The organism is Dokdonia sp. R78006, from assembly GCF_042466145.1.
GTDB lineage: Bacteria > Bacteroidota > Bacteroidia > Flavobacteriales > Flavobacteriaceae > Dokdonia.
In genome coordinates this window covers 3,004,488-3,026,483 of sequence record NZ_JAXHBU010000001.1, presented here as the reverse complement: position 1 = coordinate 3,026,483, position 21,996 = coordinate 3,004,488, and the positions used below count along the sequence as shown (strand labels likewise).

The following is a 21,996-nucleotide window of genomic DNA, read 5'->3' as shown; positions in this document are numbered from 1 at the left end:
CTTATGTTTTGGGGATTTTTTATGCGATCTAATCTGTAAATTCACATAGTGGAACAAGATTGCGATATCATAATAATAGGTGGAGGTCTTGCTGGACTCACAGCCGCTGTACACTTACTGCAAGCTGACTTCTCTGTGATGCTTATTGAGAAAAATACATACCCTAAGCATAAGGTTTGCGGTGAGTATGTTTCAAATGAAGTATTGCCATATTTAGACGCGTTGGGTATCTATCCTATAAATAATGGCGCTAAGAAAATAAATCGTTTTCAATTTTCTGGACTCTCTGGCAATGCACTCGAAATCGAACTTTCTTTAGGAGGTTTTGGTATCAGCAGGTATGCTTTAGATCTAGCTTTGTATGAACGAGCTATAAGCCTAGGATTGGTATTTGAGCAGGCAACCGCTACAAATGTTACTTTCGGGAGAGAGCAATTTGAGGTTACCACAAAAGATAAAAGTTTTAGAGCACCCTATGCTCTTGGAGCCTATGGTAAGAGGAGCGGATTAGATATCACGCTTTCGCGAAAATTTATAAGTACAAAATCCCCTTGGATGGGTGTAAAAGCACATTATGCTGGACAATTCCCAGAAGATTTAGTGGCATTACATAATTTCTCAGGAGGTTACTGCGGATTATCAAAAGTGGAAACAGATGCAATAAACGTTTGTTACCTCGCAGATGTAAATTCATTTAAGAAGCATAAAGATTTAGACACATATCGAGTTGAGGTATTAGAGCAGAATCGTTATTTAAAAGAATTTTTCGCGCAAGCGGAACCAATTTTTGAAAAACCACTCACCATTAGTCAGATCTCATTTCAAGATAAATCTGCGGTGGAGAATCACTTATTAATGATAGGTGATAGTGCAGGACTCATACATCCTTTATGCGGTAACGGTATGGCAATGGCAATTCATAGCGCAAAGATTGCAAGTGAGTGTCTTATAAGACACCTGCAAACTTCAAGAAAGCGAGAGCAGCTAGAAAAAGAATATACGAAGCAGTGGAAGCAAACCTTTGCGACCAGAATGCGTAACGGGGCGCTTATACAACGTGGCTTGCATAACGCAACAATAACTAGACTAGGGGTAGGAATACTTCAAAAATCACCTAGATTATTGAGAAGCGTGATACAGTCAACACATGGAAATCTTATAACATAATGAATTTTAAAAATCGTAGTACTACTCCTGAGTTAATGGATGATCCCAGTCTACCAGAGGCAGACTTACATCTAGCATTGAAGGATCTCGCTACGGTAAATAAATACCTAGGTGGTAATCATATTACGATTACAGCGCTAGAAGATTTAATAAGTGCACATCCTGAGAAAAAGAAATGGAACGTTGTAGATGTGGGCTGTGGTGATGGAGAAGTATTAAGACACATAGCAAAGCACTTTAAAAATAGTGCTAATGATATTTCATTTTATGGGGTAGACATTAATGATAAAAGTATTGATAGTGCCCGAGAGAAATCTAAGGACTTTGATAACTTAAGCTTCAGCCGCCAGAATATATTAACGATAGATGAGACTACGTTTGAATGTGATGTGATTATCTGTACCTTAACAATGCATCATTTTTCTGATGAACAACTACTTGTGTTTATGGAGAAATTTAAAAAATTGGCAAGTATTGGTATCATAGTAAACGATTTACAGCGAAGTAAGATAGCGTACCGTTTATTTCAGCTTTTTAGCGGTATATTTATGAAAAGTAAGATTGCCAAATACGACGGAAGAGTGAGCATTGCCCGCTCTTTTAGAAGAAAAGAATTAGAAACCTATTCAAAACAACTTGCACTAGACAATTATTCCATACAGTGGAAATGGGCGTTTAGATATTTGTGGGTGATAAAAACTATATGAGCGTAACCATTACGACGGTAGCAAAACAGTTACCACAATATTCACGTACTACAGCAGAGATAATGCCTTTTCTAGAAATATGGCTAGATGGGCAAGAAAATCGTTTTAAACGAAAGGTTAAGAAGATTTTTGGTAATGCAGCAGTAGATAAGCGCTATAGTATTATGGCGCCAGAAGAGGTATTTACAGCTACTAGTTTTCAAGAAAAGAATGACATTTATACTCGTGAGGTTGTAAAGCTAGGAGAGCAAGTATTATCTAAAGCGCTTACTAAAGCTTCATGGGATGGTACTAGCCTTGACTATATTATTACGGTAAGTTGTACGGGTATTATGATTCCTTCCCTAGATGCATATTTAATTAATGCGCTCAAACTACGCCAAGATATTGTACGATTACCGGTAACGGAGATGGGGTGTGCTGCTGGAGTAAGTGGTGTGCTATATGCAAATGAATTTCTTAAAGCAAATCCTGGAAAACGAGCGGCTGTTATAGCGATAGAAAGTCCTACGGCTACCTTTCAACATGATGATTACTCCATGGTAAACGTGGTGAGTGCAGCTATCTTTGGAGATGGTGCGGCTTGCGTTCTCATGTCTAGTAAAGAAGAAGATAGCGGGCCGCAAATAGTGGATACAGAAATGTATCACTTTTATGATGCTCAGGAAATGATGGGCTTTAAGCTTGTGAATTCAGGATTGCAGATGATTTTAGACCAGCGAGTGCCACAACAGATAGCAGATAAGTTTCCAGATATAATTCATCCTTTCTTAGAAAAGAATGGATATAGTATAGAAGATGTAAATCATCTCATATTTCATCCAGGAGGGCGTAAGATTGTAGAAACGGTTGAAGATCTTTTTGGTAAGCTTGGTAAAAATATAGATGATACTAAAGAGGTGCTTAAGTTATATGGGAATATGAGTAGTGCTACTGTGTTGTACGTTTTAGAACGTTTTCTTGATAGAGAATGTGAGGAAGGTGACTTAGGAATTATGTTGAGTTTTGGTCCAGGGTTTTCGGCGCAACGTGTATTATTAAAATGGTAAGTGATGAGTCAATCTTATAAAAATAAATACGCAGTAATCTTAGGAGGTAGCTCAGGTCTTGGGCTAGCCACCGCAAAGAAACTAGCGCATGAGGGAATGAACATTATTATCATTCACAGATCTCGTCGTAGTGTGATAGCAGCTTTTGAAGACGCTATGCGCGAGATGGAAGTTTCTGGAGCGACCATTTTATCATATAATACAGACGCCCTTAATGCAGATAAGCGTCAAGCTACTATCTCAGAAATAAAGGATACAGTTGGCGCAGGAGCAATAAAAGTAGTGGTGCATAGCATCGCCCGTGGTAATTTGAAGCCATTATATTCAGAAGATAGTGCCACACTTAGCAATGAGGATTTTAAAGGTACTCTAGACGCCATGGCGGTGAGTTATTATGATTGGGTATCCGCTTTCGCGAAAGCGGAATTATTTACCCCATCTGCAAGAGCCATTGCATTTACAAGTGAAGGTAGCAGCAAAGCATGGCCACAATATGGCGCAGTTGCTGCAGCCAAAGCTGCTCTTGAAGCCATCTCGAGAGGGATTGCATTAGAGTTTGCACCCTTAGGACTTACGTCTAACTGTATCCAAGCAGGAGTGACAGATACAGAGAGCTTACGCCTCATACCAGGGAGCGAGCATATGAAAGAAATGGCACAGCAACGTAATCCTTACAAGCGATTAACACTGCCTAAGGATGTAGGTAATGCTGTGTATTTGTTAACACGTGATGAAGCAGCCTGGATTAATGGCGCTGTGATTCCCGTAGACGGAGGGGAACACATACGATGAGCAGTGAAGAGATTATAGCGTTATTGCCTTATACGGCGCCTTTTCTATTTGTAGATCAGATAGAAGAGCTGGGCGACTCATATATTGTTGGTTCTTATACATTTTCTAGAGAATCTTATTTTTATGAAGGACACTTTAAGGGTAATCCTGTTACACCTGGCGTGATACTCACAGAATGCATGGCGCAAATAGGTTTAGTAAGTTTGGGTATTTCTAAGTTGGCAGGTCAAGATCTAGCTGCCTTAAAAGTAGCATTTACTAGCGCAGATGTTGAGTTTTTAAAACCTGTGATGCCTGGCGAGAAAGTGACCGTTATATCAGAAGAGGCCTATTTTAGATTTAATAAATTAAAATGTAATGTGAAGCTTCTTAATGCGCAAGATGAGGTGTGTGTAAAAGGAACACTTGCAGGAATTTTTAGCACTAAATAATGAAGCATAGAGTAGTTATAACTGGAATGGGCGTTTGTGCACCTAATGGAATAGGGCTCAAAGCATTTTCTGATGCCATTTTCTCAGGTAAGAGTGGAATTAAATTTCATCAGAAACTAGCAGACCTCAATTTTGGGTGTCAGATTGCTGGGCAGCCAGAAATTCCGGAAGGAATGCTCGAAAACTACTTTACAGCCTTGCAACTTCGAGATTTACAGAGCTCTGGCATTGAGTACGGAATGATAGCTGGAGTAGATGCATGGACAGACGCTGGACTCGCGCCTACAGATAAAGATACTGTCGATTATGATAGCGGGATTGTCTTTGGAGTATCACTACTAGGCGCCGAAAAATTTAGAAGTGCTATTTACCTCACCGATGAAGGCAAAGTACGCCGCTTAGGTAGTACTTCTGTCGTGCAAACGATGGCAAGCGGTATTAGTGCATATCTAGGAGGGTATCTAGGTTGTGGAAACCAAGTTACTACAAATTCTAGTGCCTGCACTACAGGACTAGAAAGCGTACTTATGGGCTATGAGCGTGTGAGCAATGGTGATGCAGTGCGAATGCTCGTGGGCAGTTGCAACGATAGCGGCCCTTACATTTGGGGAGGTTTTGATGCGATGCGCGTTCTCACAAAAAAATATAATGAAGATCCAGAAGCTGGAAGCAGGCCTATGCAAGAAGATGCAAATGGTTTTGTGCCAGGCGCTGGAGCCGGAGCATTAGTGCTAGAAACTCTTGAAAGTGCACAGCAACGAGGGGCAAAGATATATGCCGAAATTTTGGGTGGTGCAGTAAATAGTGGAGGACAGCGTAATGGTGGGACGATGACCGCACCTAACAGTGAGGCTGTACAGCATTGTATAAAAACTGCAGTTAAAAATGCAGGAGTATCTGCGACGGAAATTGATACCATAAATGGGCATCTCACTTCTACAGGAATGTGCCCAACAGAAATTGCAAATTGGAGTGAAGCTCTTGAATTGAAAGGAGAGGATTTTCCTTATATCAATTCGCTTAAAAGCATGACTGGACACTGTCTCGCGGCGGCTGGGAGTATTGAGACCGTAGCGACTATTTTAGAACTTGAGGAAGGTCGTGTTTTTGGAAATATTAACTCTGCTCACATACATCCGGAAATATTAGAGCGAGTAGCTCAGGGTAAAGTACTCACACAAACCATCGATATGCCTGTAAAGGTAGCGGCAAAAGCTAGTTTTGGTTTTGGCGATGTGAATTGCTGTATGATTTTTAAGAAATTTGAATAACTAGAGATAAAAATAACATACTGTGTTAATTATCACAGTTTACACATAATATTATGAATAACGAACACTACGAAGCACTAAAGAATATCATCAAAATTTACTTACCAGAAGACGTGTCTGTAGATGATATAAAACCTACAAGCCACTTAACTCAAGAACTTAATGTAAACTCTGCAAACCTTGTAGATATCGTGCTTGACGTAGAAGATCACTTTGATATTACTATTGAAGATGATGAGATAGAAAAGATGGAAACAGTGCAGTCTGCTATCGAAGTTATCGAGGCAAAAGTACAGTCTTAGGTTACTTTATTTTATAATTAGAGTAGTCGTAATCTGCTCTTAGATATTGTCTCACTTTTAAAGAATCTGTGCGATAACTTGTACGCTTTCGCGAAAATTGGAATCCATCCACCTCTGTCATTTCATCATTAATAACGAGGCTGTAGTGATCTGAGGTTTGCACCCAGTAACCTAGCCATGCAAACGTTGTTGGCTCATAATAAAGACTCCAGATATCTTTGCTGCCTGTAAATGTAACGACCAGTTCATGTGCTTGTACGCCTTCAAAATCTTGTAAGCCATTGTATGTTTTTGTCGAACTATCACTATCTAAAGTGTAGGGCAGTCCTAAAACGAAAGTAGCGGCGTTTAGTTTATTTTGTAGTGAAACTTTTGTGGTAGTGTCTGTCGCTCCATTTATAGTCTGGTATATATCTGAGTCCTTTTGTACGAGCTCATAATTTATAGTACCTGATGACCAACTTACATTGCGTTGAGTTCCCTCACTAAAATCATATTGATGTAACTCGACACGATCTATTTCTACAGTTCCATTTTCATGGTATAGATGAAAAGCTTTTTTAAAGCGTATGTTTTTTATGTTGTTGTAACGCACTTTTCCGCCACTGGCGTTCATTACTTTTTCTAATAAATCTTCGGCAGTATGAACTTCGGGTGGCGTTGTTGTTTGGTTTCTATAAATCAGCAATATAGCGATAGCACCACCCACAAAGGCAATTAATAATAATCTTCGATTTAATCCATTTAGTACTGCCATAAAATCTAACTTTGTAAGGATAGAAAGATACAAATCGCATGGTTTGTAAAGAAAAAGGAGAGAGAATAATTTAATCACATTTTGCGAAAGCATAGAGAATTTGGTAATCAACAATGCTATTTTTAAAATTGTTAATTATTTCTTTATTTTGAGGTTCTTTAAGCCATTGCAAGTCCTTATATTAGCGACTCCACGACATTTTATGACTCAAGAAACACAATACAACGAAGATAATATCCGATCGCTCGATTGGAAGGAGCACATCCGCATGCGTCCAGGGATGTACATAGGTAAACTAGGTGATGGTTCTAGCGCAGATGACGGTATCTATATCCTTGTAAAAGAGGTGCTTGATAACTGTATCGATGAGTTTGTGATGGGAGCCGGGAAGACCATAGAGATTTCCATACAAGGAGAAAAAGTAATCGTTCGTGATTACGGTCGTGGTATTCCGCTTGGAAAAGTAGTGGATGTTGTTTCAAAAATGAACACGGGAGGTAAGTATGATTCGCGTGCATTTAAAAAATCTGTAGGTCTAAACGGTGTAGGTACTAAGGCGGTAAACGCATTATCTAGCTACTTTAGAGTAGAATCTACTAGAGATGCAAAATCTGCAAGTGCAGAGTTTGAGCGTGGTGAATTACAGAATCAAGATTTACTAGATGAGACTTCGCGCAGGCGTGGTACTAAAGTGTCATTTGTTCCAGATGGTGAGATATTTAAAAATTTCAAATTTCGCTCTGAGTATGTAGAACGTTTGATTAAGAACTACGTGTATCTTAATCCAGGACTTACCATTGTTTTTAACGGTGAGAAATTCTTTTCTGAAAATGGACTGAAAGATTTACTTTCAGAAAGCATTGCAGAGGGAGATCGTCTTTATGATATTATCCACTTAAAGGGAGAAGATATTGAGGTTGCCATAACACACAGTAAATCGCAATATTCTGAGGAGTATCACTCTTTTGTAAATGGTCAAAATACAACGCAGGGTGGAACACACCAGGCAGCTTTTCGCGAAAGCATAGTAAAAACCATTCGTGAGTTTTACAATAAGAGTTACGAGGCATCAGATATTAGAAAGTCAATTGTATCTGCGATTAGTATTAAAGTGATGGAGCCTGTTTTTGAGTCGCAAACGAAGACCAAACTAGGATCTACAGATATGGGAGGTGAGTTACCTACCGTGAGAACGTATATTAATGATTTTCTTAAAACTGCACTTGATAACTTTTTACATAAAAACACTCCTGTAGCCGATGCCTTACAACGTAAAATATTACAAGCAGAACGTGAGCGAAAGGATCTTTCTGGAATACGTAAACTAGCAAAAGATAGGGCAAAAAAAGCAAACCTTCACAATAAGAAATTAAGAGATTGCCGTATCCACCTTACAGATAGTAAGAAAGAACGTAACCTCGAGACTACGTTGTTTATTACCGAGGGAGATTCTGCATCTGGATCAATTACAAAGTCACGTGATGTAAACACGCAAGCTGTTTTTAGTCTTAAAGGAAAGCCTCTTAATAGCTACGGACTTTCAAAGAAAATCGTTTACGAAAACGAGGAGTTTAATCTATTGCAAGCTGCACTTAATATAGAAGAGTCTATAGAGGACTTACGTTATAATAACATTGTGATAGCAACAGATGCCGATGTTGACGGTATGCACATACGATTATTACTAATCACCTTCTTCTTGCAGTTCTTCCCAGAGCTCATAAAAGAAGGACATTTATATATTCTTGAAACACCTCTTTTTAGGGTGCGTAATAAGAAAGAAACGGTGTACTGTTATAGTGATCAAGAAAAGGCAGATGCTATGGCGCGCTTAGGCGCAAAGCCAGAGATTACTCGATTTAAGGGACTTGGAGAGATATCACCAGATGAGTTCCAGTTTTTTATAGGAGAAGATATAAGGCTAGCGCCAGTAATGCTAGATAAAGCCTTGATGATTGAAGAATTATTGTCTTTCTACATGGGTAAAAACACGCCAGATAGACAGAAGTTTATTATTGAAAATCTCAAGGTAGAATTAGATAGAGTAGTGGAGGAGGATTAGTAGTCCGCTTTCGCGAAAACGTGAATAAAGAAAGATTGAGGCAACCATTACAAGTTTTTAAGCGTCTATAGTTATAGAACTTTAAAACAAGAAATATGATAAGGAGATTTACATTTATTGCGATGGTGAGTATTTTATTGATGGGGTGTGCCTCTGCAGTAATTAATACGGTAATGAAGATTAATACAGGAGAAGCAAAACGATTTGCCAAAGCCGTAATGAGGGATGAGCCAATTGATTTCAGAAAATTTTCTGTGTCTAGCGATTTGAAGGGATATTTGAAGAGTGATGAAGGTGTAGTTTTTTATAAAACGATAAGAAACGAAACAGGTGCTCTAAAAAAGTTGAAATTGAAAAGCGTTAAAGGGACGACCTCAGATACTATGAACTATTGCTTTATTGCAAGCTTTAAGGAAAATGAAGCCAAAAGGGAAGTGCGAGTTCAAACCTATGGCGACCATAGATTTATAAATGTATTTGTAACGCCGTGGCAAGACACGATGGAACCATTAGAAAAGTAAGTGTTATTACAACCAATTAATGAGCGAAGAAATAAACGACCATAACGAAGACGAAGAATTAAACCCAGAGACACTTCCTGCTGAAGTAGTGGACGGTGGAGGCGAAACCATCACTCGAGTTTCGGGGATGTTTGAAGACTGGTTTTTAGATTATGCATCTTATGTAATCCTAGAGCGTGCCGTTCCATCTATAGAAGATGGATTCAAACCGGTACAACGTCGTATTATGCATGCTCTCAAAGAGCTTGATGATGGTCGTTATAATAAGGTTGCAAATGTAGTAGGTCACACGATGCAGTATCACCCTCACGGTGATGCGAGTATAGGTGATGCTATGGTACAAATAGGTCAAAAAGATCTACTCATTGATACACAGGGTAACTGGGGAAATATTCTAACTGGCGACCGCGCAGCAGCTTCTCGTTATATAGAAGCAAGACTTACCAAGTTTGCACTTGATGTCGTTTACAATCCAAAAATAACAGAATGGCAGGCATCATACGATGGTCGTAAGAAGGAGCCTATAAATTTACCTGTAATGTTCCCAATGCTTCTAGCATCTGGAGCAGAAGGTATTGCCGTAGGTTTAAGTACAAAGGTACTTCCTCACAATTTTATAGAACTAATAGATGCTTCCATCAAGCATCTTAAGGACAAGAAATTTACATTATATCCAGACTTTCCAACGGCTGGTATAGCCGACTTTACTGACTATAAAGATGGATTACGAGGTGGTAAAGTACGTTGTAGAGCTCGTATAAGTCAGCAAGATAAAAACACGCTCGTTATTACTGAGTTGCCTTTTGGACAGACCACAACATCGCTTATAGATTCTATTCTTAAAGCAAATGACAAGGGTAAGATTAAGATTAAAAAAATAGAAGACAATACCTCTGCAAACGTAGAGATATTAGTACATCTTCCTGCTGGGATCTCACCAGATAAAACAATTGATGCATTATATGCATTTACAAATTGTGAGACATCAATATCACCACTAAGTTGTGTTATAGAAAATAATAAGCCACTCTTTGTGGGAGTAACAGAGATGTTACGTCGCTCTACTGACCGCACAAAAGATTTATTAAAAGCAGAACTTGAGATTCAACTAGGTGAGTTTGAAAACCAATGGCATTATGCTTCACTTGAACGTATTTTTATTGAAAATAGAATTTACCGTGACATTGAAGAACAAGAGACTTGGGATGGCGTTATTAAAGCTATAGATGATGGTTTAAAACCACATATAGGTCACTTAAAAAGAGCGGTTACCGTTGAGGATATCACAAGATTAACGGAGATACGTATAAAACGTATTTCTAAGTTTGATATAGATAAAGCACAACAGAAGATAGATGCACTAGAGGATCAAATCACTCAAGTAAAATATCACTTAGATAATCTTACGCAGTATGCGATAGATTATTTCACAAGGTTAAAAAAGGACTACGGAGCTGGAAAAGAACGTAAAACAGAGATTAAAATCTTTGATGATATTCAAGCAGCCAAGGTAGTATTGAGAAATACGAAACTTTACGTAAACCGTGAAGAAGGATTTGTGGGAACATCCCTCAAAAAAGATGAGTATGTAACCGACTGTTCTGATATAGATGATGTAATTGTATTTACAAAGTCTGGAACGATGATGGTGGTAAAGGTTGAATCTAAAACCTTTATTGGTAAAGATATTTTACATGTAGCCATTTTCAAGAAAAAGGATAAGCGTACAACATATAATATGATTTATAGAGCAGGTAATGGATTGCCTACGTACGTTAAGCGCTTTAACGTTACCTCTGTTACTCGTAATAATGATTACAAGCTGGCTGGAGACCAGAAGAGCGCTCAGGTACTTTATTTTAGTGCAAATCCTAATGGAGAGGCAGAACTAGTTACAGTATACTTGAGAGCAGTTGCCTCCATAAAGAAGCTCCGATTAGAAATAGACTTTGCAGATGTCATCATAAAAGGCCGATCTTCTAAGGGTAACATCGTTTCTAAAAATGCAGTAAAATCTGTAGAGCTTAAAGAAAAAGGGCTGTCTACACTTAAACCACGTAAGATATGGTTTGATAATACAGTACAACGCCTTAACCTTGACGAGCGCGGAGATCTTCTGGGTGAATTTCGTCCAGACGACCGTTTATTGATTATCAATCAGCATGGTAATGTGCGCACGATTATTCCAGAGGTAACACATCATTTTGATGAAGATATGATTGTCCTAGAAAAATGGAATCCTCAAAAGCCTATTACAGCTATCTATTGGGATGGTAATAAGGATCGTTATTATGGTAAGCGATTCCTCATAGATACTCCAGATAAAGAAGAAACATTTATATCTGATCATGAGAATAGCGTGCTAGAACTAGTTTCTACCGACTGGCGACCAGTAGCCGAAATGATATTTTACAAGCAACGAGGTAAGGAGGCTAAGGAAAATGAGATTGTATCCATGGAAGACTTTATAGCTGTAAAAGGTATAAGTGCTCTGGGTAATACGTTTTATACAGAAAAGCTTAAAGGTGTAAACTGGATGGAGTCTTTACCTTATGAGGAGGTAGAAGAGGAAAAAGAAAATATTGAAGTGGTAGGTGAGGAAGAAGTAACTCCAGAAAAGAGTTCTTCGCAACCCGCAAAAAAAGCAGATGGTGAAGTAGGCAACGATGAAGATGATTCTGAGTCGCAAACTTCCTTATTTTAGACTTTAATTGATTTAAAATCACACCTATTTTTTCCTACAAGATGCTTTAACGGCTAGTCAGTATATTTGATAGGTCTTTATTTTGAAAACTTTGTGGAATGAACTTGAGCAGTAAAGAGAGTTGCCTACGGTTCTATTTAATAGGATTGTTTTGTGTTTTTCACGTTTTCGCGAAAGCGGCCGTTCAAGACACCAGCTGTGCTTTGCTTATTTCTCCAGCTCAAGGCGAAATCAATGTTTCTGTAATTGCTCCAATAAGTTTTGAGCCAGTAGCCGGAGCAGTTAATTATTTTATAGACTTAGGTACTACTGCAGGAGGTACAGATGTACTTGATAATTTTAGTGTAGGTATTTCAGCGAGTTTTAATCCTCCGCAGGGAATGCCAGAAAGTACCATCATCTACATTACGGTCCGAGCCTTTTTTGTAAGTGGCTCGCAGTCATGCAATAGTCAGTCTTTTACTACGGAAGATGTTACCGTTATTCCGTCTTGTACGCAAGCAAGTTTTCCAGTAAATGGAGCCGTAGACGTTTCTTTAAACACTACAATAAGTTGGCCTTATGCACCTAGAGCTACGGGCTATATCATAAACATAGGTACATCACCTGGAGCGGTAGATGTTGTAAATGGTCAAAACTTGGGTAATATGTTGACTTACAATAGCGCTGCAGACTTTAATCCGGGTACTACGTATTATGTTACGCTGATATCATATAATGAGAATGGACAAGCAACAGGCTGTACAGAAACCTCATTTACTACAGAAAATATTGCCACGGAAGTACCAGTCTGCACCCAACTTATAGCGCCAATAGATGGAGCAACTGAAGTTGCGCTCACACCAATACTTGAATGGCAGGCAGTGACTAATGTAGAGGGTTATCTTATAAGAATAGGTACAATCCCAGGAGGATCAGACGTGCTTGCAAATACAGATATTGGTCTAGCTACATCTACAGCGGTACTGGACTTTCTTGAAGGTACTACGTATTATGTAACCATAACACCTTTTAATGCCGCTGGAGAGGCGCAAAATTGCACGCAAACAAGCTTTACGACCACCTTTGGTTGTGGTCCTTATACAGATGGGATTACAGGTGAAATGGTTGACTTAAATCCCATAATTGATCTCGCCGAAAATTATGAGATTTGCAGAGATAATGTTCCTTTTATCTTAAGCTATCCAGATTCATATGAGCGTATTGTATGGAGTGCAATAAATGATGGTGAAATGGCGACCATATCCTCAGACGCTCAAGTTACTATAAATATTTCAGGAGTGTATATGGTGGAGGTGAGTACACAAACAGTTATTGACTCTGGAACTATTATTTGTACCGCTACACATTCATTTGAGGTGGCTATAATTGATCCTCCCATCATTGATAACTTAGTAATCTCTAACCAAGGAAACACGGTAAACGTTCTAGTAGAATTAGAAGAGGAACGTGATTTTGAATATTCTAGCACGAGTGAGAATGGTCCTTATCAATCTAGTGCATTACTTACAAATATTAATGCGACAGATATTCAAGTTTATGTAAGAGACCGCAACGGTTGTGGAATGGATAGCAGGCGTATCAAACCAGACCCGGGATTTCCAAAATATTTCACTCCTAATGGAGATGGTGTTAATGACACCTGGCAGGTTAGGGGAGTAGTGGTAAATGGAGAGATAGTTACGAGTATAGAAATTTATGACAGATTTGGAAAGCGTCTCAAAACCATTTCTCCCTATGGGCAAGGTTGGGATGGAAGCTATCAAGGTAAAATGCTTTTTGATAATGGTTTTTGGTACAAAGCAAATACGCGTTCAAACGTGACGTTTACTGGATATTTTGCTTTAAGAAGGTATTAAGGTATACCGCTTTCGCGAAAATGTTATTTTTTTTAAATTATTTTATTTACAATAATTAGAGGTGAGTATCTGATTTTTAATCAAATAGAATCGTGCAGTATTTAATCTTTATTTTTTTTTGAATTAAAGTTGAAATTATTCTTGTTTTCTTCTATTTGTTGATGTAAATTTGCATCCGCTTACAACAAGCAAGTTCATTATTTTATTAAAGGAGAGGTGCCTGAGTGGCCGAAAGGAGCGGTTTGCTAAATCGTCGTAGGTGGAAACACTTACCCAGGGTTCGAATCCCTGTCTCTCCGCAAGTCATAACAAAACAGATGAGTAACCATCTGTTTTGTTATTTAAAGATTTATACACCTAGTGTATATTTCGGGGTATAGCGTAGCCCGGTTATCGCGCCTCGTTTGGGACGAGGAGGTCGCAAGTTCGAATCTTGCTACCCCGACTTATTGTTGATTAGGGCTCTTAGCTCAGCTGGATAGAGCACCTCCCTTCTAAGGAGGCGGTCGCAGGTTCGAATCCTGCAGGGCTCACATCACTTTAAAAACCACATTCTTTTTAGAATGTGGTTTTTTTTTGGATTGATTTTAATTAAATAACTCTTTTTGTCACAATATGAGGATATCCTCTTATTTATAGCTCGATGTTTTTATATATTCGAACCTTAAAATCAATAGCTTAGAAATTTTTAGTATTCTCAATAATTATGAGAATTAATTTTCAATGTTTGTTATGGATTTTATAATCTCAACTGTTCTATAAAACAGAACAGTGATAGTCAATTATTAATTACATACTGAAGGTTTTGAAAATCTCTATCTAAACTCATACACTAGATATTTTTTTTCTGTTTTTAAATTTCAAGCATTTTTATATGAGAGTATTTTTACTAGCTATTATTTTATTTTTTTCTTGTTACAATAGTTCATCAGCGCAGAGTATAGCTGTTAATAATCCAGTTTATCCAGAATCTGCTTTTACTGCAGAAGAGCTCATCCAAAATGTACTTATAAGTGGATCTTCATGTGCCGATGTGTCGCTTACTAATTTTCAAGAAAATCCCGGAGGTGCTACAGATTCAAATCAGAAAAGTTGGGGGTATTTTAATGCAAACGGTTCTAATTTTCCTTTTCAAGATGGAATTATCCTTACATCGGGTTTTGCTCGCCTAGCAGAAGGTCCCAATGATGACGGAGGTGGCAATAGTGCAGGTGGCTGGAATGGAGATACTGACCTTCAAACAATATTAGACAACTTATATGGTACAGTAGCTGTTACAAATGATGCTACTGTATTTGAATTTACCTTTTCTTCAAATATCGATACTGTAGATTTTGAATTTATTTTTGCTTCTGAAGAGTATGAAAATGAATTTGAGTGTGATGATAATTTCAGAGATGGTTTTGCTTTTTTAGTGAAAGGTCCAGGAATTCCAGATGACTCGGGTACTGCTTTTGGAGGTACTAATATTGCTGCTATACAAGGATCTTCAAATGTTGCTGTAAGTACAGCAACAATACATTTAGATCCTACGCAAGATGCCATCAATGGATTTTTATGCGGTTCAGAGGACTTAGGTGTAAATTATTTTCCAGAATTGTATGTAAGTAATTCTAATGATAATCTTAATGATATCCCTACTCAGTTTGATGGATTGACTACAGTATTGACCACAACGACAGTAGCAATAGTACCTAATGAAACGTACACGCTCAAAATGGTAATTGCAGATCGTTCTGATAACGGTTTTGACTCAGCTGTATTTTTGCGTGGTGGTAGTTTGAGTTTGGGTGTAGATATTGGAGCAGATCAAGTTGGTATTAATTTCAATGCTGCTTGTGAAGGAGAGACTATAACGCTAGATGCAACAGATAATACAACTGCAACTACAACATTTGAGTGGCAACAATTTAATACTACAACTAGTATGTTTGAATCATTTGTTCCAGCTCAAGTTAATGGAACGCTTGATGTAATGGTTGATGGTCAATATAAAGTTTTAGTAGATACTGGTAGTGGTTGTATAGGTGAGGATTCGGTAGCGATAGAGTTTGCGTCTGCTATGTATAATGATCCTATGGATATTATGGTTTGCGATGATCCATCTGGCGATGGAGTTGAAGTATTTAACTTAAACGATCAGTTAGCCGCTATCACCTCAGGGCAAACAGATGTAATGGTTACTTTTCATACGCTTCAATCGGATGCAGAAATGGATATAAATAACATATCTAACCCAGGGGCTTATACAAACACAAGTCCATCAGAAGAGATTTTTGTCCGTATAGAGACCATGCTAAGTTCAAATTGTTTTGATGTAGGTTCGTTTGTAATATCTGTAAGCGACCAAACTGTAGCAAATGATCCTGGGCCATTTTTAGTTTGTGACGATGCTACTGATGGAGACGATACTAATGGAATAACTGTTTTTGATCTATCTAGTATTACGGATACTATTTTAGGAGTTCAAGACCCTACTTTATTCAATGTGAGCTTTCATAGTGGAGGTGTAGATGCTAACAATAATGACAATCCTTTACCACTTGCTTACACTAATTCTAATGCTGGTGGTGAAACTATTGTAGTACGCGTGGAAAATAATAGTGACGTAAATTGCTTTGCTACTAGAAATATTTCACTTGTGGTAGGTGAGCTCCCAGTCCTAACCACACCAGTAACTTTACGTCAGTGTGATGATGATACAAACGGTGTTACAACTTTAAACTTAACACAGTCACAAAGCGAGTTGAGTACAAATTCGGCCAACGAGACTTTTACTTATGTAGACGCTTCTGGCACACCTATAACTGATCCTACGGCTTATATAAACAGTGGTTCTCCTTTTAATGAGGCTATTGCTGTGACTGTTACAAACCTAGATGGATGTTCACGAGAAGGAGTTATTAACTTAATTGTGAGTGCTTCTCAAATTCCAACAGGAACATTCTTTGCAGATGAGATTGAGTGTGATACTGATGGTGATGGTATTGCTGTATTTGATTTCTCTGGCGCTACTGCTACGATAGAAACATTTTTCTCACCACAAGTAGTATCTGTTGCTTATTATGAAACAGAGCAAGAAGCCTTATCTGAGATTAACCCTATTATAGATACTGCTGCTTATAGCAACAATCCGTTATTCACAAGTGCTGGTGGCGTTCAAGATATTTGGGTTCGTGTAGAGGCAGATACAGATAATGGTTGTGTAGGCCTTGGAGAGCACGTGAGACTTACAGTGACTCCCAACCCAACATTCCTTCCTACAATCAGTAGTATTGAGACTTGTTCTGCTGTAGCAAATGCAGCTACTTTTGATTTAACGCAGAATGTAGCGGAGATCACTGGTGGAGACTCAGATCTAGAAGTTACTTTTTACGAGAGTATAGCGGCTTACACAGCAACACCTCCTGTGGCGATTGCAAGTCCTACTTCTTTTTCAAACAGTAGTAATCCGCAGACTATTTTCTATAGTTTAAGAAGTACGAGTAGCACGTGTACGACCTTTGATACTGCGATGAATTTTGAGACTATTGTTAATCAAAATCCTGTGGCTATCACGCCGTCAGAACTTCAAGTGTGTGATGAAGATGGTGTGGTCGATGGCTTTACAACGGTTGATCTTTCTCAAAAAGATGCAGAAATCACTAGTGGTTTTAATGCAAATCTTACAGTGACCTATCACTTAGATGCCGCTGGCGCTACTACTGGCGATGCAAGCATTCCAGATAGTACCATGTTTACCACCACGAGTAATCCGCAGATTGTAGGAGTTCGTGTGACTAATAATACAACAGGTTGTTTTTCAACTACAAGCATGAGCATCCGTAGTTTCCCAGTACCTGTGGCTGTCACTCCAGCCGACTATGAGGCTTGTGATGATGATAATGATGGTGTGTTTGACTTTTTTGTGCTTTCATCTAGAGATACTGAAATTACTGGTGGTGACCCTAGTTTAAGTGTTGCTTATTACCTTACCCAAGCAGATGCAGATAACGCGCCTGTAGGCCAAGAGCTGGACGCAGCAATGTATATCAATAACGACCCTTTTGAGCAGATCATTTTTGCTCGTGTGTTTAATGCGATAGGTTGTTATGACACAACACCGCTTACCTTGAGAGTGCTTAACACTCCAATGCCTAATGAAAATGCAACTCCTTTTGCATTGTGTGATGATAATAGCGACGGACTACAGATTTTTGATTTAAGTACACAGGTGGTAAATATTTTAGGAGGTCTAGACCCTGCAACCCACAGTGTGGTGTGGTTTTCTTCTCTCGCTTCCGCGGAAGCTGGAACTCCTGCCATAGCAACTCCTAGCGCTTACACCAGCAATACGGCAACTGTTTTTGCAGTGGTGACAGATACGGCGCAACCAACGACCACGGCTACTTTTTGTAGTAATATAGCGACCCTTTCTCTTGTTGTGAATCCGCTTCCTACTCCGGTACAACCTGCCGAATATGAGCTTTGTGATGATCTAGAGAGTGGTAGTGATACCGATGAGTTTGCGAGTTTTGATTTACGTAGCCGTGATGATGAAATTACTGGTGGTAATGATGACTGGGCAGTAAGCTATCACCTTACCCAAGGCGATGCCGATGCAGGTGCACCAGCACTTCCAGATGTATATCAAAACACCGTAATGGCTAACCAAACTATTTTTGCTAGAGTAGAAAATATAGTAACTAGCTGTTTTGAAACCACCACGCTTACTTTAGTGGTAAACCCACTACCATCACCTACCACTATTGTAGCGGTAGAAGAATGTGATACCATGGCAAATGATGGTGATGTAGATAATGATGGAGACGCAGTATTTGATCTTACAGGTCAAGTAACTGCAGATATCATCAATGGAGAGACGTTTATGTCACTCACTTTTCATGAGACACTCGCTTCCGCGGAACTGGGCAGTCCATCGATAGCAACACCGGCGGCTTATGAGACTGTATCTAGAACAATATTTGTACGAGCAACCGATACGGATCCAGCAACTGCAACCCAGTGTTACCGTGTTATCGAACTAGAACTTATCGTACAACCAGCACCTGTGCTACCTGCGGTGATTCCAGATCTTACCTCTTGCGATGATAATGAAGATGGACAAGCACTTTTTGATCTTACTCAAAATGATGCGATTGTTCTAGGAACACAAACTACTGCTGATGTTACTTTAACGTATCATGAAACCCTTGCTAGCGCAGAAGCTATGGTAGGAAGCGTAAGTGATATGCCAGTTGCCGATCCGCTGAACTATTTAGCAAGTGCACCAACCACACCAATCTGGGTACGTCTAGAAAATACAACTACAGGATGTACGGTAGTTGGCACTTTCAATCTTAACATAGCGATGATTCCAGCGATCACACCTCCCGGCGTTTTTGAGGAGTGTGATAGCGAAGGAGCACTGGTAGGCACCGATACTGATGGAATTACAAGTTTTGATTTAACAAGCCTTGATACTTTAATTACTGGAGGAGACACCACTTTAAGTGTTAGCTATTATGAGTCGCAAGCAGACTTAGATGCTGGGACAACCAATGCGATTTCTACTCCAACAGCTTATGTAAATACAGGAATGAGTCCGCAGACCATTTTTATCTTAGTAACTAGCGATCAAGCAGGAATGTGTGGCGCTCAGACTACGGTAGACCTTCAAGTGAATCCGTTACCAGTAATTGGAGAGCCATTACCAGCTGCAGTTGCTTGTGATGAGGATAATGACGGCTTTGGAGCTTTTGACCTGCAACAATATAATGACGACTTACTAGCAACAGTAACAAACATAGACTTGCGTTTTTATGAAACACTAGATAATGCAACGGCAGATACGGGAGCAGGTCAGATAGATATTACCCTTCCTTATAATAATATCTCAGGAATGACTTCGTTATATGTAGTTGCACAAGATACAGACGCTACGACAGCCACAAGTTGTACGAAGATCTATGAGTTTGAGCTTATTGTGTTCCCTATTCCAGAACTTCCTACAACACTAGCAACCCTTGCAGCTTGTGATGATAATAATGATCTAATGGAGGTTATTGACCTCACCCAAAATGAGTCTACGATTATAGGAACGCAAGATCCAGCAACCCTTATCATTACCTACCATAATACACAAGCAGATGCTGATTTGGGAATCAATCCAATTGTAAACCCTACCGCTTATACAGCAACACAGATAGCACCACTAGAAATTATCTGGGTACGCTTGCAAGTAAGTGACGGCTCTCCAAATATATGCGCTGCCATTGGTTCATTTGAGATATCGGTAGAGACACCACCTACGGCAAACCCGAATGGTGATGATCTAGATCTCATGATTTGTGATGATGATACAGACACCTTTACGGAGTTTGACTTAAGCGTAAACCAAGCGAGTCTCACTGGTGGTGATCCGCTGCTTACGGTAACGTATTATGAGAGTCTTGCTGCTTTGAACGCAGGAACTCCTATTACAGATCCTTCGGCGTATACAAACATATTAAACCCTCAAACCATCCAAGCGGTAGTATCAAGTCCAGCAGGATGTAGTGATGGAACGACCTTTAATATCGAAGTATTACCACTGCCAACACCAAATACTAATCCAGATGCGCTAGAAGTGTGTGACACGACTACAGATATCGATACAGATGGTGATGGAGTGATTGATGCAGGTTCAGGTTCGGCAACAGATGGTTTTGAAGTCTTTGATTTAACACCTGCTATCGCGCAGATTGCGGGAGCAGAACCGGTAAATATAACGGTGTATACAGAACTCGCTTTCGCGGAAGCGAACCCAGAAGACACTACGCTCGCCATTACAGATGTGACTGCGTTTATCAATACCGTGACTGGCAACCAAACATTATACGCAAGGGTGGAACGTGATGTGCCAGGAAACAGCGACTTGGATAGCGACGGAAATCTATGTTTTGTAGTCGTTCCTTTTGAAGTAGTAGTAAATCCGCTACCGATCTTGGCAGCAGCAGGACCTGTAGATTATACCTTCTGTGAAGAATTTGATGGTGATGACGCGATGGGAAGTGTAGATCTTACGACCCTCGCAGATTTAGCTGGATTACTTGCTGCGCCGCAGGTAACCAGTGATTTTATTATCACTTACCACGAACTAGAAGTACAAGCGACTGCAAATGCAGCAGCGCTAAGCTCGCCATACACGGTGGCAGATAATCAGGAATTATTTGTGCGTATAGAAAATGCGACGACAGGATGTGTGAATTTTACTAGCATCATCTTTACAGTAGAGTCACGACCAGAAGTATTCCCAGCAGATAATATCGTGCAATGTGCAGACGATTTTGGAGTAAATATCGCGCCAGAGCAGAGTACGGCAACTTTTGATCTTACTCAGCAAAACGCTGTTATCACTGGAAACGTCGCAGCAACTTCCGTAAGTTATTACACTAGCCTTGCAGATGCGCAGGCGATGACAAGTGCGATTGCTACCCCTAGTGCTTTTGAAAACATAACGAATCCGCAAGTGATTTATGCTAGAGCCGTAAACACGGCTAGTAGCTGTGAGAGTAGCACGGTAGTAGATTTTGAGATATTTGTACAACCGTTACCATACACTAACTTAACTCAAGAAGGCGGGCAGATTTGTGTAGATGAGATTACAGGCGAAGCGCTTAATCCATTTACCATTGATGGTACGGTGGAGAGTCCGCAGATTGGGGTTACTTATAGTTATGTTTGGACACGTGATGGCGCATTAGTATCGCTAAACCCTGAGGTGACTATTGACGCTGCAGGGACGTATCAAGTGATGATTACCGCTACTTATGGAGATGGAACAAGCTGTGATTATGTAGCAGAAGCGGTGTATAGCGCAGAGAGTGCTCCCGTTTTTGAAGCGGTCGTTGTAGAATCTTCTTTTAACAATAGCGGATTATACACGGTAGAAGTAATTAATGTTACAGGAGCAGATGTCGCTTCAGCATATGAGTTTGCAATTGATGATGGGCCGTTCCAGAGTAGTACTACTTTTACAGGAGTAACTCCAGGAACACACACTGTTTTTGGAAGACTGGCCAGTGGTAACTGTAGTATCTCAGAAGTAGAGATAGGGATAATTGATTACCCACGATTCTTTACACCGAATGCAGATGGTTTCCACGATACATGGAATATCATAGGACTAGGAGTGGCACCAAACTTAAATGCAAAGATTTTTATCTTTGATAGATACGGAAAACTCCTAAAGCAAATCAGCCCAGTAGGTGCTGGATGGGACGGTACCTTTAATGGACAGCCTATGCCGTCAAGTGATTACTGGTTCCGAGTAGAGTTTACAGAAGTAGACGAGCTAGGGACACAAAGAACCGTAAACGGACACTTTACATTAAAGCGATAAACAATTATCATC

General features: G+C 39.5%; 13 protein-coding genes and 3 tRNA genes. 15 read left to right on the top strand and 1 reads right to left on the bottom strand.

The genetic code is table 11. The features are described 5' to 3' along the window. The first annotated feature begins 48 nt into the window (after positions 1-48). From SJY37_RS13440 to SJY37_RS13410, 7 genes are read left to right on the top strand one after another with little or no spacing between them, the layout of a single operon-like run. On the top strand, positions 49-1,167 hold the full coding sequence (locus SJY37_RS13440) for an NAD(P)/FAD-dependent oxidoreductase (protein WP_298328031.1): 1,119 nt from the start codon (positions 49-51) through the stop codon (positions 1,165-1,167). Continuing rightward, complete coding sequence (locus tag SJY37_RS13435; protein ID WP_298328034.1) at positions 1,167-1,874, top strand: methyltransferase domain-containing protein; 708 nt, start codon at positions 1,167-1,169, stop codon at positions 1,872-1,874. Before SJY37_RS13440 ends, SJY37_RS13435 begins: the two co-directional genes overlap by 1 nt. Then, positions 1,871-2,923, top strand: a complete 1,053-nt coding sequence (locus SJY37_RS13430) for a type III polyketide synthase (protein ID WP_298328037.1) — start codon at positions 1,871-1,873, stop codon at positions 2,921-2,923. Before SJY37_RS13435 ends, SJY37_RS13430 begins: the two co-directional genes overlap by 4 nt. A gap of 3 nt (positions 2,924-2,926) precedes the next feature. Beyond that, positions 2,927-3,715 carry an SDR family oxidoreductase gene (locus SJY37_RS13425; RefSeq protein WP_298328040.1) on the top strand — a complete coding sequence of 263 codons (789 nt, stop codon included), beginning with the start codon at positions 2,927-2,929 and terminating at the stop codon, positions 3,713-3,715. Further along, positions 3,712-4,146, top strand: a complete 435-nt coding sequence (locus SJY37_RS13420) for a 3-hydroxyacyl-ACP dehydratase FabZ family protein (RefSeq protein ID WP_298328043.1) — start codon at positions 3,712-3,714, stop codon at positions 4,144-4,146. The genes SJY37_RS13425 and SJY37_RS13420 overlap by 4 nt, the downstream gene beginning before the upstream one ends. Continuing rightward, positions 4,146-5,417 carry a beta-ketoacyl synthase gene (locus SJY37_RS13415; RefSeq protein WP_298328046.1) on the top strand — a complete coding sequence of 424 codons (1,272 nt, stop codon included), beginning with the start codon at positions 4,146-4,148 and terminating at the stop codon, positions 5,415-5,417. Before SJY37_RS13420 ends, SJY37_RS13415 begins: the two co-directional genes overlap by 1 nt. Positions 5,418-5,470: 53 nt before the next feature. After that, positions 5,471-5,719, top strand: a complete 249-nt coding sequence (locus SJY37_RS13410; protein ID WP_298328049.1) for a phosphopantetheine-binding protein — start codon at positions 5,471-5,473, stop codon at positions 5,717-5,719. A gap of 1 nt (position 5,720) precedes the next feature. Here the strand turns inward: SJY37_RS13410 and SJY37_RS13405 are convergent, their stop codons facing one another. Further along, positions 5,721-6,476: a hypothetical protein gene (locus tag SJY37_RS13405; RefSeq protein ID WP_298328052.1), complete on the bottom strand. Its 756-nt coding sequence runs from the start codon at positions 6,474-6,476 to the stop codon at positions 5,721-5,723. A 202-nt stretch (positions 6,477-6,678) separates the two neighbouring features. Between SJY37_RS13405 and SJY37_RS13400 the strand changes: the two genes are divergently transcribed. The 8 genes from SJY37_RS13400 to SJY37_RS13365 all read left to right on the top strand — a co-directional run bounded on the left by SJY37_RS13400 (position 6,679) and on the right by SJY37_RS13365 (position 21,984). Next, positions 6,679-8,538, top strand: a complete 1,860-nt coding sequence (locus SJY37_RS13400; RefSeq protein WP_298328055.1) for a DNA topoisomerase IV subunit B — start codon at positions 6,679-6,681, stop codon at positions 8,536-8,538. Between the two features lie 95 nt (positions 8,539-8,633). Continuing rightward, positions 8,634-9,059 carry a hypothetical protein gene (locus SJY37_RS13395; protein WP_298328058.1) on the top strand — a complete coding sequence of 142 codons (426 nt, stop codon included), beginning with the start codon at positions 8,634-8,636 and terminating at the stop codon, positions 9,057-9,059. 19 nt (positions 9,060-9,078) lie between these two features. After that, positions 9,079-11,763 (top strand): DNA gyrase/topoisomerase IV subunit A, encoded by a 2,685-nt coding sequence (locus tag SJY37_RS13390; RefSeq protein ID WP_298328061.1) that lies wholly within the window; start codon positions 9,079-9,081, stop codon positions 11,761-11,763. Between the two features lie 98 nt (positions 11,764-11,861). Continuing rightward, complete coding sequence (locus SJY37_RS13385) at positions 11,862-13,622, top strand: T9SS type B sorting domain-containing protein (RefSeq protein ID WP_298328064.1); 1,761 nt, start codon at positions 11,862-11,864, stop codon at positions 13,620-13,622. Between the two features lie 210 nt (positions 13,623-13,832). Further along, positions 13,833-13,921, top strand: a tRNA-Ser gene (locus SJY37_RS13380). 71 nt (positions 13,922-13,992) lie between these two features. Beyond that, positions 13,993-14,067: transfer RNA gene (locus SJY37_RS13375), tRNA-Pro, on the top strand. Positions 14,068-14,081: 14 nt separating this feature from the next. After that, positions 14,082-14,155 (top strand) — tRNA-Arg (locus tag SJY37_RS13370). A 341-nt stretch (positions 14,156-14,496) separates the two neighbouring features. Next, positions 14,497-21,984 carry a choice-of-anchor L domain-containing protein gene (locus tag SJY37_RS13365; RefSeq protein WP_379953225.1) on the top strand — a complete coding sequence of 2,496 codons (7,488 nt, stop codon included), beginning with the start codon at positions 14,497-14,499 and terminating at the stop codon, positions 21,982-21,984. Positions 21,985-21,996 lie beyond the last annotated feature (12 nt).